Origin of the sequence: Ectopseudomonas alcaliphila (assembly GCF_900101755.1) — a bacterium.
GTDB classification, from domain to species: Bacteria; Pseudomonadota; Gammaproteobacteria; order Pseudomonadales; family Pseudomonadaceae; genus Aquipseudomonas; species Aquipseudomonas alcaliphila.
On record NZ_FNAE01000001.1, the window covers coordinates 516925 to 530724 of the forward strand.

Annotated in this window: 11 protein-coding genes; 6 read left to right on the top strand and 5 right to left on the bottom strand. The window is 63.7% G+C overall.

The annotated features are described in order from the left end of the window. Positions 1 to 8 precede the first annotated feature (8 nt). Entirely contained in the window at positions 9 to 1058 is a 1050-nt protein-coding gene (locus tag BLR77_RS02485) for an SDR family oxidoreductase (protein ID WP_074675308.1), read from the bottom strand. A gap of 299 nt (positions 1059 to 1357) precedes the next feature. Here BLR77_RS02485 and BLR77_RS02490 point away from each other — a divergent pair, with 299 nt between their 5' ends. The 3 genes from BLR77_RS02490 (at position 1358) to BLR77_RS02500 (ending at position 4179) form a co-directional block, all read left to right on the top strand. After that, the gene (locus tag BLR77_RS02490) at positions 1358 to 2281 is read left to right on the top strand and encodes a LysR family transcriptional regulator (protein WP_074676736.1); all 924 of its coding nucleotides are present in this window, start codon (positions 1358 to 1360) and stop codon (positions 2279 to 2281) included. Between the two features lie 75 nt (positions 2282 to 2356). After that, on the top strand, positions 2357 to 3556 hold the full coding sequence (locus BLR77_RS02495; protein WP_074675309.1) for an MFS transporter: 1200 nt from the start codon (positions 2357 to 2359) through the stop codon (positions 3554 to 3556). Between the two features lie 65 nt (positions 3557 to 3621). Further along, positions 3622 to 4179: a COG3904 family protein gene (locus BLR77_RS02500; RefSeq protein ID WP_074675310.1), complete on the top strand. Its 558-nt coding sequence runs from the start codon at positions 3622 to 3624 to the stop codon at positions 4177 to 4179. An 826-nt stretch (positions 4180 to 5005) separates the two neighbouring features. On the opposite strand, the gene BLR77_RS02510 is transcribed toward BLR77_RS02500, so the two are convergent. After that, the gene (locus BLR77_RS02510) at positions 5006 to 6307 is read right to left on the bottom strand and encodes an SLC13 family permease (protein ID WP_074675311.1); all 1302 of its coding nucleotides are present in this window, start codon (positions 6305 to 6307) and stop codon (positions 5006 to 5008) included. A 37-nt stretch (positions 6308 to 6344) separates the two neighbouring features. Continuing rightward, positions 6345 to 7166, bottom strand: coding sequence for an amidohydrolase family protein (locus BLR77_RS02515; protein WP_174578076.1), 822 nt, complete (start codon positions 7164 to 7166; stop codon positions 6345 to 6347). Positions 7167 to 7346: 180 nt separating this feature from the next. Between BLR77_RS02515 and BLR77_RS02520 the strand changes: the two genes are divergently transcribed. Further along, positions 7347 to 8084, top strand: a complete 738-nt coding sequence (locus BLR77_RS02520; protein WP_074675312.1) for a GntR family transcriptional regulator — start codon at positions 7347 to 7349, stop codon at positions 8082 to 8084. 67 nt (positions 8085 to 8151) lie between these two features. Here the strand turns inward: BLR77_RS02520 and BLR77_RS02525 are convergent, their stop codons facing one another. Continuing rightward, positions 8152 to 9462: a CitMHS family transporter gene (locus tag BLR77_RS02525; RefSeq protein ID WP_074675313.1), complete on the bottom strand. Its 1311-nt coding sequence runs from the start codon at positions 9460 to 9462 to the stop codon at positions 8152 to 8154. A 163-nt stretch (positions 9463 to 9625) separates the two neighbouring features. Beyond that, entirely contained in the window at positions 9626 to 10153 is a 528-nt protein-coding gene (locus BLR77_RS02530) for a DUF3087 domain-containing protein (protein WP_074675314.1), read from the bottom strand. A 374-nt stretch (positions 10154 to 10527) separates the two neighbouring features. Here BLR77_RS02530 and BLR77_RS02535 point away from each other — a divergent pair, with 374 nt between their 5' ends. After that, positions 10528 to 12009: a SulP family inorganic anion transporter gene (locus BLR77_RS02535; RefSeq protein ID WP_074675315.1), complete on the top strand. Its 1482-nt coding sequence runs from the start codon at positions 10528 to 10530 to the stop codon at positions 12007 to 12009. Between the two features lie 141 nt (positions 12010 to 12150). Next, a complete protein-coding gene (locus tag BLR77_RS02540; RefSeq protein WP_074675316.1) occupies positions 12151 to 13797 on the top strand; it encodes a methyl-accepting chemotaxis protein in 1647 nt (548 codons plus the stop codon). Positions 13798 to 13800 lie beyond the last annotated feature (3 nt).

Genomic DNA, 13800 nt, shown 5'->3' on the forward strand with positions numbered 1-13800 from the left:
GGCATGACTCAGCCGTACCTGACGCCCGTCAGACGTTCGGCCACCGACCACAGGCGCGCGGCATCATCGGCATCCGCCGCAGCCTCCGGCACCCTGGCCAGGCCCAATGGGCCGCGTTTCTCCTCTGCGCCGGTCGGCCCGTAATAACGACCACCCTCGGCTTCAGCCGCCGTCGCTGCGAACAGCGACGACAGCGCGCCCTGCGCCGCCGAGTGATAGACATCGCGGTCCTTGGCCCACTCCTGAGCGAACTCGCTTTCAAGCCCTGGCCCGCGCTCGACCAGCTCGGTAACGGCCACACCCGGATGCGCGGCGACGCTGCGAATGCCCCAGTCATTGGCCAGGCTGCGCCGCTGCAGTTCGAAGGCCATCATCAGACAGGCCAGCTTCGACTGGGCATAAGCGGAGTAAGGGTTGTAGTCGCGCTCGGACTGCAGGTCATCGAAATTGATACGGCCACGATTCACAGCGATGCTCGCCAAGGTCACGACGCGCGGGTCAGACGACTGACGCAGCGACGGCAGGAGCAAACCGGTCAAGGCGAAATGGCCGAGGAAGTTGGTCGCCAGCTGCATCTCGAAGCCATCACGGGATACACCGCGCTGCGGCGGCGCCATGATCGCGGCGTTGTTGATCAATACGTCCAGCACCTCGCCCTCGGCATTCAGGCGCTGCGCCAGGCTGCGTACCGAGGCCAGGTCGGCCAGGTCCAGCTGTTCGAAACGCAGGCGCGCATCCGGCACCTGCGCACGAATGCGTGCGATGCTCTCGGCGCCGCGCTGTGCATTGCGCGCGGCGATGATCACCTGTGCACCCGCCCGGCTCAGGGCCAGGGCATCCTCGAAGCCCATGCCGCTGCTGCCACCGGTGACCAGCATGCGTTTGCCGATCAGCGACGGCATGTCGCTCGCCTGCCAGCCCTGTGCGCTGCTGGCCCAGGCGAATGTCGGTACGCCACCCAACACCCCGTGCAAGGCAAGACTGCCGCCCAGCATGCCGAACAGTTTCAGGGCATCGCGGCGCGTATGGCCCAGCCCTGTGTGTTTTTTCTTGTCCATTGCCGCTTCCTCGTATCCGTTAGCTCGATGCGCCAGACCAGGTTTCGACGCAAGACATAGGGTGCGGGCAGAAGCGCTGTTCGATAAGCCGGTCACGACCGGACACGGTATACGGTCAGGCGTACAGCTACCGGGTATTGCCAGCCTCGATCAGCTGCGTAGCCCGGATGCAATCCGGGGCCGTTGGTATGCATTCCCGGATTTCATCCGGGCTACATCCCAGCAGGCGCCACTCAGGATTGGCAAAGCGGCCGCTGCGCCGCATCATCGGACGCTTCGTCATTGCCCAGTCGACGCCCATGCGCCAGCCGAACCTCTCCGATATCGCCCTGTTCGCCGCCGTGGTCGAGGCCGGCGGTTTTCGTGCGGCGGCGCAGCGCCGCGGTACGTCAGCCTCATCGCTCAGTGATTGCGTGCGCCGCCTGGAAAAGGAGCTGGGCGTACGTCTGCTCAACCGCACCACACGCGGCCTGACGCCGACGGAAATCGGGACGCGCCTGCTTGAACGTCTGCGCCCTGCGCTGGACGAGATCAACGCGGCGCTCAATGACCTGCAGGAAGATCCGCAACACCCGGTCGGCTCGCTGCGCCTGCATGTGCCGGGCGTGATCGCACGGCACATCCTGCCGCAACTGCTGGATGGCTTTCTCGCCCGCTACCCCGGCATCGCGCTGGAGGTGAACATGGACAACACCTTCATCGACGTGATCGGCGCCGGCTACGACGCCGGTATCCGCTACGAGGAAAGCCTGGCCAAGGACATGATCGCCATCCCCATCGGGCCGCGCCGGCAGTGTTTCATGGCAGTCGCCGCGCCCAGCTACCTGCAGCGCCATGGCACGCCGCAACACCCCAGCGAACTGAGCGAACATCGTCTGCTTGGCTACCGCTTCGCCAGCGGCAAGCTCGGCGTGTGGGAGTTCGAGCAGGACGGGCGTACCCTGCGCATCGCCCCCGAGGGTCGGCTGGTCAGCTCATCGCAGGACCTGCTGATCGCCGCGGCCTGCGCCGGCCACGGCATTCTCTATACCTTCGAGGAATACATCGCGGCACACCTCGCCAGCGGCCAACTGCAACCGTTCATGCATGACTGGTGGCAGCACTTCGAAGGGCCTTACCTGTACTACCACAGCAGGCGCCATGTACCGGCACCGCTACGTGCCTTCGTCGACTATGTGAAGGCCCAGAACAACGCCGACCATTCGTCTCCGAGCCCGAAATAGAGCGGTCGTCAATATCCAGGCAAGGCACTGGGAGATTATAATTTCGCGCTTGCTTTCCCCCCTTCCAGGTCACTCATGAACAGTTCTGCATCCGACGCCGCGACGAGCCTGTCGCCGGGCGCGATCCTTCTCATTCAGCTCGCCCTGGCCCTCGGCGGCTTCGCCATCGGCACCGGCGAGTTCGCCATCATGGGCCTGATGCCCAACGTCGCCGCCGACCTTGGCGTCAGCGAGCCGCAGGTCGGCCATGTGATCAGCGTCTACGCCCTCGGCGTGGTGGTCGGCGCACCGGTGCTGGCCCTGCTCGGCGCCCGCCTGCCACGGCGCATCCTGCTTCTGCTGCTGATGGGCTGCTTCGCCCTCGGCAACTTCGCCAGCGCTCTGGCACCGAGCTACGAACCGCTGCTGATCTTCCGCTTCATCGCCGGCTTGCCGCACGGCGCCTACTTCGGCATCGCCATGCTGGTGGCCGCCTCCATGGCGCCCCCGCACAAGCGCGCCAAGGCGGTGAGCCGGGTGCTGGCGGGCCTGACCGTGGCCATCCTCATCGGCAACCCGCTGGCCACCTGGCTCGGCCAGTTCATGAGCTGGCGCTACGCCTTCGCCCTGGTCGGCATCATCGCCATCACCACCATCGCCATGGTGGCGATCTTCCTGCCGGCCGACCCCCACGAGCAGCGCAGCAGCCCTGCTGGCGAACTGCGCGCCTTCAATCGCGCACCGATCTGGCTGGCGCTGGGCATCGGCTCCATCGGTTTCGCCGGGATGTTCTGCGTGTTCAGCTACATGGCCCCGACCCTGCTTCACGTTACCCAGGTCGGCCCCGGCTGGATTCCCCTGGCCATGGGCGTGTTCGGCGCCGGCTGCATCGTCGGCAACAGCGCCGGCGGCTGGTTGTTCGACCGCCTGCGCCTGCGCGCCGTGGCCTGGATTCTGGCCTGGAGTACGCTGGTGCTGCTGGCCTTCCCCTTCGCCGCGCACAGCCTGTGGACCATCCTGCCGGCGATCTTCGCCCTGGGCACCATGATCGCCCTAGGCCCGGCTCTGCAGACCCACCTGATGGACGTCGCCACTGGCGCGCAGACCCTGGCAGCAGCCTCCAATCACGCCGCCTTCAACGTCGCCAATGCGCTGGGCCCGTGGCTCGGCGGCCTGGCCATCAGCGCCGGGATGGGCTGGACCATCACCGGCTACATCGGCGCCGCGACCGCCATCGGCGGCCTGCTTTTGTTTGCCTGGGCGTGGAAGGTGCAGCAGAGAAACGCAGCAGTCTGAACAGGTGCGTGAGGTGACTCGGGCAATGTATCTTCTACCTCCCGAGCCACCAACGAACCCGCCCGATGATTGTTCAGCGTTTACGCTTCGCCCTGATCGCTACCACCTTGTTCACCGCCCTGAACGTCCAGGCGCAGGTGGAAGTCGAGGCCAACGCCGGCCTGCTGGCAGCGAAGATTTCCGAAGAAATCGCTCCAGGCGACTACGAGAAATTGCTGCAGGGCTTGCGCGCCAATCCGGGCAAGCACAAGCGCAAGGTCGTGCTGCTCGACAGCATAGGCGGCAGCGCCCCGGAAGCCATACGCATGGGCCGCCTGCTGCGCGAAACCGGCTTCGAGGCGCTGGTGCCTTCAGGTGGTATGTGCCAGGGCAGTTGCATCTACCTGCTCGCTGCCGGCACCAAACGCACCATCAACGGCCACGTTGCCCTGCGTCGCCCCCCCTTCCCTGCTGGCGACTCGGCACTGGCACAGACCGCCCATGGCAGCCAGCCGTTCAGCCCGGCCAGGTACTTTCGTGACATGGGTGTCGACGTAAGCCTGGCGGAAGAGATCTATCAAGTCGCGCCAGGGCGCTTGCGTCTGCTGAGCAAGGATGAGCTGGTGCGCTATCGGCTGAAATAGCGATACGGACTTGCGGGGATAAAGCCCCGGCATCGCGCGATGCCGGGGCTTTCTTCATATTCTTCGCATTCTCGCGGGGGGATACGCTTGACACCGGACTGGCAATTAAGTGTTAGCTGTCGATGACTTGGCACTATCCATTAGCACGCCGCCTGGCCTGATGGGTTTCGCCCCTTACGGGCGAGTCACTTTCTCTTGCTTGCCCAAGAGAAAGTAACCAAAGAGAAGGGCACCCCACCATCCGGCCCCGGCTTCGCCGGGGTTCCCTCGCTCCATCACCGCTCCAGGGGCCCGCCGTGAAGGGCCATCCCTGGCCCATCACGGCTCTCGCGGCATCCATGCCGCTCAACCCCTTCCACGGTGATTCCACTCGGCCTCCTGAAGGGGACTTGGGCGTCGTCTGTGCAATCGCGCTTTCAGAGCAAAGACAAAGCGCAGTCGCCGCAAAGGTCAATTCTGTGGAGCTTTTGCAAGCTCGCGACCTGGTCCCCTTCAGGAGGCCGAGTGGAGGTGTTGCGTAGGGGAGCGAGCCGCATGGATGCGGCGAGAGGCTTAATGGGCCAGGGATGGCCCATGTAAGCCGGCCCCCGGAGCAGCGCCGGAGCGAGGGAAGTTTCGCGTAGCGAAACCCGGATGTCGGGGTGCCCTTCTTTGGCACACCTTTCTTGGGCAAGCAAGAAAGGTGTGGCGCCCGTAAGGGGCGCAACCCAAACGCTCAGCGCACGCGGTAATAGATAGTGCTAAGTCAGCAAGCAAGACGCACACAAACTTGCCAGGTCGGTGTCAACTCGCACTTTCCCCAAACTATGCGAAGAACTTTTTTTCCTCAGAACAGAAAGGTCAGCGCCAGGTTGAACAACATCGCCGCGACGAAGCCGATGGGCGCGGCGCGCAGCAGCAGTTGCGAGAACAGTGTCGAGCGCACCTTGTCGTCCGTGCACGAGCCCAGCAGCAGGCTGCCGCCCGAGGAAAACGGCGAGATCGAGGTGGCCTGGGCACCTACGACGATGGCGATGAAGATGATCATCGGGTCGATCGACATCGAGGCCGACAGCGGCAGCACCATCGGGAACAGCGCCGGCGTCACCACGCCGAGCGTACTGGCGAAAATCGACATCAGTGCCGCCACCACACCGAATGCCACCGGAACCATCAGCGGCGGGATGTTGCCGCCGATCCAGGACGCCAGCGCATCGATGGTGCCGGCCTTGATCGCGATCGAGATCAGCATGCCGACGCCGCAGATCATGATCAGCGTGGCCCAGGGTACGGAGGCGATGGCCTTGCGCTCGTCACCGAGCTTGAGCAGCAGTGCGATCACCGAGAACACGCTGGCGATCAGGCCGATATCCACCTTGCTGTTGATGAACCTGACTGTGGTGTTGTCCGGGAAGGCCAGCAGCGCCAGTGGCGCGGCGAGTACCAGCACCATCATCAGCAGAGTCAGCAGCAGGGTCAGTTTCTGTTCGCGGTTGAAGGCCTCCGGCAGATCGGCGGCGAGCACCGCATTCTTCAGGTTGCGGCCATGGCCACCGAGGAAGACGAAGGCGCTGATCACCAGAACCGGAATGATCGCGGTACTGGCGAAGATCGCCAGGGCGTTGACGAAGGCTTCGCTCTCGGGCATGCCGGCACCGGTCATCAGGCCGCGGAAGATGATGCCACTCTGGCTGGAAACGAAGTTGGCTCCGGCCAGCGCGCCGTAGTTCACCGCCATGCCGCCGAGAAACAGGCTCATACCGGTACGCTGGCACAGCAGCAGGGTCAGCGGCGCCATGAAGGCCAGTACGGTGTAGTAACCGGCGCCCATGGCGGCAATCACCCCCGAGGTCAGCAAAATGGCATAGGGCAGCAGGTGCGGCACGCCACGGCAGCAATACAGCAGATGCCCGGCGAGTTTTTCCAGGGTGCCGTTGACGGTGGCGAAGCTGTAGAACAGACAGACCGAGAAGATCACGAAGAAGATCTTCAGCGGCCACATGTTGATGATGTCACCCGGGCTCAGGCCCATGCCGAAGCAGCCGAGCAAATAGGCGAAGGCGATGGCAAACAGGCCGATGTTGATCTTGGTGGTGTACCCCAGCGCGACGGCGAGGACGATCGCGGCGACGACGAGCAAGCTCATCATGGTTTGACTCCTTTTGTTGTTCTGATGTGAGCGACGGTTACGCCGAGGCGAAACCGAACAGGGTTGCGGGGTTGTCCACCAGAACGCGGCGGCGCTCCTCGGGCTTGGGCAGCAGGGCCTCGAGCAGCGCGAACTGCTGATCGTAGCGGGTCTGCGATTCGAACTGGGTGTTGGGCCAGTCACTGCCCCAGAGGAAGCGCCCCACTCCGCCACAGGCATCACGCAGACGCGCCTCGATAGCCTGGGCACGCGCCAGGTCTGACTGACTGCGGTAGGCCGCCGACAGCTTGATCCACACCGGCGCCTGGCCGAGCAGATCGAAGAAGGCGTCATGCTGGGCAGCGTCCAATTGCACGCTCGGTGCCGGCAGGCCGAAGTGATCGATCACCACCGTCACCCCTGCTTCAAGGATCGCCGGCACGATCAGCGCCAGATCGCCGAAACCGCGCTGGATCTCCACCTGCCAGCCGCGCTGCGCCAGGCGGCGGAACAGACCATTCCAGGCCGCGCCGGTGTAATCCTCCAGCGCCTTGCCGATCAGGTTCAGGCGTATACCCACCACGCCTGCGACGGCCAATTCGTCCAGCTCGGCATCGCTGATCTGCGCATCGACCACCGCCACGCCGCGCAGGCGCTGCGGGAAGCGCTGCAGCGCCTGGACCATGTAATGGTTATCGGTGCCGAGAAAGCTGGGCTGGATCAGCACCCCATGGGATAAGCCACAGCCGTCCAGGTGGGCCAGGTACTGCTCTACGGTGGCGTCATAGCTGGGGCTGTAGCGGCGACCGGGAACCATGGGCAGGTCCTGGCGAAAGATGTGCGCATGGGTGTCGATGCCGGTGATTCCGGCATAAGGCATGGGCGTCACGAAGCGATACCTCTGTCGATTTTTGTACGAGCCGGCCGGTACGAGCGACTCCTTCTTATAAAACATCTATTCATATATATGAATAGATGACTGTATCTATAGAGATCGAGTGCTGTCAATCTGCAGGCCAGTGGTAAAGTGACGGCCGGTCGAACTGCGGATTTGAGGTTTATGAGCAACACGGCTCTGGGACAGGACGAACGCCTGCCGCTGTATCAGCGGTTACGCGATGAAATGCTGGGGAAAATTGCCGCGGGCGAATGGCTGCCTGGCGAGGCCATCCCTACCGAAGCGGAGTTGACCCGGCAGTACGGGGTGGCTGTGGGTACGGTGCGCAAGGCTGTGGAAACACTGGTCAGCGAGGGCCTGCTGCTGCGCGCTCAAGGCCGCGGCACCTTCGTACGGCGGCCGAACTTCGACGGCTCGCTGTTTCGCTTCTTCCGCCAGGTCAACGCCAGCGGCCAGTCGCAGGTGCCGCAGAGTCGTATCCTTGAGTGCCGCCAGGTACCTGCCGATGCTAGCGCCAGCAAGGCGCTGAAGCTGAGCGAAGGCGAGCCATGCATCTTCCTGCAGCGCCTGCGCCTGATCGACGGCCGCCCGCTGTTCCATGAACGCATCTGGCTACCGGCCTCGCGCTTCGGCGCCTTGCTGGACATCTCACCCGACGATTTCCCGCAGTTGCTCTATCCCTTCTACGAGCAGCACTGCGGCCAGCGCATCGCTTCGGCCCAGGAGACCCTCACGGTTTCGGCCGCCGATGCCGAGCTCGCCGCCATTCTTGGCGTGGCCGAGGCCAGCCCGAGCGTGGTGATCGAACGCACCGCATTGGGCTACGACCGCACGCCGCTGGAATATCGTCTGTCCCGCGCGGCGGCGGAGAACTTCCGCTATCAGGTGGAAATCAGCTAAGCGCTGGCGTGCGCACGCAAAACGCCCGGGCAAGCCCGGGCGTTAGATGCGGTACCGGCTGGACTTGTCAGAACAAACCGAGTGCCCAGGCGGCGCCGAACAGTACCAGCGAGAAGCCCCACATCCACCACAGCGAGTAACGGATGTGCCGGCCCAGATCCAGCCCGGCCAGGCCCAGTGCCAGCCACAGCGCTGGCGAGAACGGGCTGATGAAGGTGCCGATGATGTTGCCGATGGTCAACGCATAGACCACGCTGGCCGGCTCCACGCCCTGAGCTCCCACCACTTCCAGGGTCACCGGCAGCAGGCCGAAGTAGTAGGCGTCGGTACTCAGCATCAGTTCCATCGGCAGGCCGAACAGGCCGAGCACGATGTGCATCTGCCCCACCAGCGGCGCCGGCAGTACCTGCGCCAGGTCCTGGGCGATGGATGTAAGCATGCCGGTGCCGGTGAAGATGCCGAGCATCGAACCCGCCGCCAGAATGATCATGCCCATGCTCAAGGCCGCCGGAGCATGCGCCGAGATGCGCTGCATCTGCGCCTTGCCACCCGGATAGTTGATCAGCAGCGCCAGGCACAGGCCGATCATGAAGATATAGCCGGCCGGCAGCACGCCGGAGAACAGCGAGACCAGCACCGCGAGGAACAGCACGGCGTTGGCCCAGAGCAGACGCGGGCGTTCCAGCTCGCGCTCCTCGGCACTCGGCTCATGCAGGTCAGTGCTGGTTTCCACCAGTACACCTTCGTCCCCGGTCGTACCGGCTGCGATACGGCGTTGCTCACGCCAGCCCAGCAGCGCCGCCAGAGCGACCAACAGCACCACACCGATGCCCTGAATGGTGATCAGCGGACGCCATAGTTCGGTGACTTCGATACCGGTCACCGCCGAGGCACGGCCCAGCGGTCCAGCCCAGGGCAACATGTTGAAGATGCCGGCACCGAGCGCCAGCAAAAGCAGCATCAGGTAAGGGCTCATGCGCAGTTGCTTGTACAACGGCAGCAACGCGGGAACGGTGAGCAGGAAGGTGGTGGCGCCGGCGCCGTCGAGATGCGCCAGCATGCCGATCACCGCGGTGGCCACGGTCACCGCGATCACGTTGCCGCGGGTCAGACGCACCATGCCGCCGATCAGGGGGCGGAACAGCCCGGTGTCCTGCAGCACGCCGAAGAAGGTGATGGCAAACACGAACATGGTGGCAATCGCAGTGACGCGGCCAATGCCATCGGTGAAGAAACCGGAAATCGCCTCCGGGCCAAAGCCCGCGGCCAGGGCGCCCAGCAGCGGCACCACGATCAATGGCAGAACAGGCGACATGCGCCCTATGAGCAGCAGCACAACCAGGCTGCAGATGGTCAACAGGCCAATCAGGGTCAGCAAAGCGATTTCTCCTCTTTTTCTTGTAGATCGCACGAAAGGCGCGCGCGGAGGCTAAGACGCGAACCTTTCAATAACCTTTAAGCGCTCTACAGAAGCAGTTGGAAATGTCAGAGGAGATGTCACGCCATGCCTGAGCACAGAGCCGCGACTCAGGGCACTTTGCTTAACCCTTGAAAATCTTGACCCGCTCCAGCCAGGCCAAATCGAGTCGCGTCTGCTCGATGTCCAGCCCCTGCTGCTCCATCGCCTCGCGATGGCTGTCGATCTCGCGCACCATCTGGCTCAGCTCGCTGGAATTGCCATCGAGCTGATGCATCTGGGTCACCCCCAGGTGGTAGAAGCGCAGCAGTTTCATGGCGCTTTCATCGCCCTGCGCCACGCCCGCTTTGACGTGATGCATGACATTGGTGACGCGCATCAGACTGCGCTTGAGTCGCCAGCCGTAAACGGCCGGTGCCATGAACGGCCGCGACCAGAGTTGCTGGCGCACCAGCGCAATGGTCAGGCCGAGCCCCACCACCACACCGAGCAGGTTCCACTTGAAATTGTCGCCACCGGGCGTGCCGAACAGCTGCGTGCTCAGCGTGGCGCAAAGCATGGCCAGCGCCACGAAAATGACCGCTATCACCAGCGTGCTGCGGCGGGTCCGTTGGCGGTAGTAGACGGGGTCGATGGCTTGAATTTCGAACATGCGCGAAGGTTTCCTACGGCAACGGTTTTGTGGCGACACGATGCCTGAGAGGCGGCGGCGGGTCGAGCGCAGAATCCGTCGTGCGCTCTTTACACCTTTGGCCGCCCGTGGTTGAGGCTCGAAAAATCCATGCCGATAAGGTAAAGTTCGCCCCCTCCGACACCGTACTGGCTGCATCCGCATGACCACTCTCGCCTGGCTGCCTACGCCACCATAAGTTCTCGCCCCCCCTGGCGCCTCTCTGGTCCCGCACTCCGTGCGTGGTCATTCTTTCCGTGCGCGTGTCACGGCCTTCATCTCGACAAGTCATCCGTATCGCCCTCGAGCCACATACCCACCGCTCGACCGCGCGCTGCATTGTTCAGGACTTACCGATGCTCGACTCACTGAAACAAACCTGGTTGTTCAACGTACGTGGCGATGTGCTCGCCGGTCTGGTCGTGGCTCTGGCACTGATCCCGGAAGCCATCGCCTTCTCCATCATCGCCGGGGTCGACCCCAAGGTCGGCCTTTACGCTTCGTTCTGCATCGCGGTGGTGATTGCCTTTGTCGGCGGTCGCCCCGGGATGATCTCCGCCGCCACTGGCGCCATGGCGCTGCTGATGGTGACGCTGGTCAAGGAGCATGGCCTGCAGTATCTGCTGGCGGCCACTCTGCTGTGCGGGGTGCTACAGATCATCGCCGGCTACCTGAAGTTGGGAGCACTGATGCGCTTCGTCTCGCGTGCAGTGGTCACTGGTTTCGTCAACGCCCTGGCGATCCTGATTTTCATGGCCCAACTGCCGGAGCTGACCGGCGTGACCTGGCATGTCTATGCCATGACAGCTACGGGCCTGGCGATCATCTACCTGCTGCCCCATGTGCCGGTGGTCGGCAAGCTGCTGCCGTCACCGCTGGTGTGCATCCTGTCGATGACCGCCGTGTCCATGTATCTAGGTCTGGACATACGCACCGTCGGCGATATGGGCGAGCTGCCCGATACCCTGCCGATCTTCCTCTGGCCGCAGGTGCCGCTGAACCTGGAAACCCTGTGGATCATCCTGCCTTACTCGGCCGCCCTGGCCGTGGTCGGTTTGCTGGAGTCGCTGATGACCGCCACCATCGTCGACGAGATGACCGAGACCCGCAGCGACAAGAACCGTGAGTGCAAGGGCCAGGGCGTGGCCAACATCGCCTCCGGCCTGCTCGGCGGCATGGCCGGCTGCGCGATGATCGGCCAGTCGGTGATCAACGTGAAATCCGGTGGCCGTGGCCGCCTGTCGGCCCTGGTGGCCGGTAGCGTGCTGCTGGTGCTAGTGGTGTTTCTCAACGATTGGGTGCGGGAGATTCCCATGGCCGCGCTGGTGGCAGTGATGATCATGGTGTCGATCGGCACCTTCAATTGGGCTTCGCTACGCGATCTGAAGAAGTATCCGCTGTCGACCAATCTGGTGATGATCGTCACGGTAGTCGTGGTGGTGTGGACGCACAACCTGGCCTACGGCGTGCTGGCCGGTGTGCTGCTGGCTGCGATGTTCTTCGCCAACAAGATCGGCCATCTACTACTGATCGACTCCGAACGCGAGGGTGAAACCCGTCGCTATTTCGTCCTGGGCCAGGTGTTCTTCGCCAGTGCCGACCGTTTTGCCGATGCATTCGATACCCGTGAGCAACTGGATAACGTGGTGATCGACCTGTCCGAAGCCCACTTCTGGGATATCACGGCGGTTGGTGCGCTGGACAAGGTGGTGCTGAAGTTCCGCGCCGCCGGCACCCGGATCGATCTGGTCGGGCTGAACCAGGCCAGTGCGACACTGGTCGATCGCTTCGCGGTCTACGACAAGCCCGATGCGCTCGATCGCCTGATCAGCCACTAGCCCCAAGGGCGCTGATCGCAGCACCAAATAAGTCAAACCTGCCCTCATGCGTCGGGCGAGGGCTGCCGATATAACGAGGGCAACATCGGTACGGCACGCTGGCCGATGTGCCGTAACTGCCCTTGAACTGGAGCCTGCCCAATGCGTCTCGACGCCCTTTCTTTGAAAACCCGCCTGATCATCGCGGTGGCAATTCCCTGCATCGCCCTGCTGCTGGTGGCGCTGACCAGCCTGAGCAGCATGTCGAGCATGCATCGTGACACGGAGGTGCTCTATCTCAATACGGCTGCGCCGATGCGCGCCATGGCCGAGGTGGCCTCGCGCATCCCGCGCATGCGCGTCGGGCTGGACATGATGCTGCTGCAGGAAACCCCGCTGCGCGACGAGCGTGGCGTCAAGTCGCGGGTGCAGGACGCCCGCAACGAGGACGTGCCCGGCATGCGCGAGGCGATGCGTCAGGCCGTGGCCGCCCAGGTCAATCCGCAGCGCAAGGCGCAGGCCCAGCAACTGCTCGATCAGTTCGAAGCCATGGTCAGCAACGAACTGAACCCGATGCTCGCCGCCTTCGATGCCGGCGACATGGCCAAGGCGCAGCAGATCTATCGCGATCAGTACGCCAAGACCTACGGGGTGATGCGCCAGGGCGCCAACGATCTGCTCGACGCCCTGCTCGAACAGGCCGAGCAGCAGAACCGGCACAGCGCACAAAGCTATGACGATGGCCTGACTCGCCAGATCGCCATCATCGTCACCGGCCTGCTGGTGTCGATCATCATTTCCTGGCTGATCGTGGTGCAGCTACGTCGCCGTGTGGCGGTGTTGCAGAGCAGCCTGGGTCAGGCTGCCGACAACCTGGCCCTGGATACCCGCATCGAACTGCCCGGCCAGGACGAGCTGAGCGAGATCGCGCGCAGCTTCAACCAGTTCATCGACAAGGTGCACGGTGCCATGCGCCAACTCGCCGACAACTCGCGTCAGCTCTCGGGCATGGCGCGCGACGTGGCCGAACGCGCGCGCCTGACGCAGAGCAACTGCACCGCGCAGAGCGACCGCACGGTGCAGGTGGCTACCGCGATCAACGAACTGGGCTCCACCGTCAACGAAATTGCGCGCAATGCCGAAAATGCTGCCAATGTCGCCCGCGAAGCGACCCAGCATGCCAGCGACGGCAGCGCCGTGGTCGGCCAGGCTCAGCAACAGATCGATGCCCTCAATGGCGAGCTGGAACAGGCGGCCAAGGTGATCGGCGCACTGGCGGCGCAGACCGAAGCCATCAGCACCACGCTCAATACCATCCGCAGCATTTCCGAGCAGACCAACCTGCTCGCCCTCAACGCTGCCATCGAGGCCGCACGGGCCGGCGAACAGGGTCGCGGCTTCGCCGTGGTAGCCGATGAGGTGCGCACCCTGGCCAGCCGTTCCGGTGCCTCCACCGAGGAAATCCAGCAGGTCATCGACCGCCTGCAGAACGAATCACGCTCGGCCGTCGAAGCCATGGCCAAGGGGCAACGGCAGAGTGCGCTGGTGGTGGAGTATGCGAGCAAGGCCTCGGTGGCGCTGGAGCAGATCAACAGCCATATCGGCCAGATCAGCGATCAGAACATCCAGGTCGCCACCGCCACCGAGGAGCAGTCCAGCGTGGTGGAAGACATCAACCGCAACATCGTCGACATCAACGAGCTGACCGTGGGCACCACCCATATCGCCGATCAACTCAATCAGGCCAGCAGCGATTTGCAGGCGCTGTCCACGCAACTGGACGGGCTGGTGGGTCGCTTCCGCCTGTAACGA

Coding starts and splice junctions, on each gene's coding strand:
- BLR77_RS02490 (WP_074676736.1), top strand. CDS start 1,358: ATGCGCCAGCCGAACCTCTCCGATATCGCCCTGTTCGCCGCCGTGGTC.
- BLR77_RS02530 (WP_074675314.1), bottom strand. CDS start 10,153: ATGTTCGAAATTCAAGCCATCGACCCCGTCTACTACCGCCAACGGACC.
- BLR77_RS02495 (WP_074675309.1), top strand. CDS start 2,357: ATGAACAGTTCTGCATCCGACGCCGCGACGAGCCTGTCGCCGGGCGCG.
- BLR77_RS02500 (WP_074675310.1), top strand. CDS start 3,622: ATGATTGTTCAGCGTTTACGCTTCGCCCTGATCGCTACCACCTTGTTC.
- BLR77_RS02520 (WP_074675312.1), top strand. CDS start 7,347: ATGAGCAACACGGCTCTGGGACAGGACGAACGCCTGCCGCTGTATCAG.
- BLR77_RS02515 (WP_174578076.1), bottom strand. CDS start 7,166: ATGCCTTATGCCGGAATCACCGGCATCGACACCCATGCGCACATCTTT.
- BLR77_RS02485 (WP_074675308.1), bottom strand. CDS start 1,058: ATGGACAAGAAAAAACACACAGGGCTGGGCCATACGCGCCGCGATGCC.
- BLR77_RS02535 (WP_074675315.1), top strand. CDS start 10,528: ATGCTCGACTCACTGAAACAAACCTGGTTGTTCAACGTACGTGGCGAT.
- BLR77_RS02510 (WP_074675311.1), bottom strand. CDS start 6,307: ATGATGAGCTTGCTCGTCGTCGCCGCGATCGTCCTCGCCGTCGCGCTG.
- BLR77_RS02540 (WP_074675316.1), top strand. CDS start 12,151: ATGCGTCTCGACGCCCTTTCTTTGAAAACCCGCCTGATCATCGCGGTG.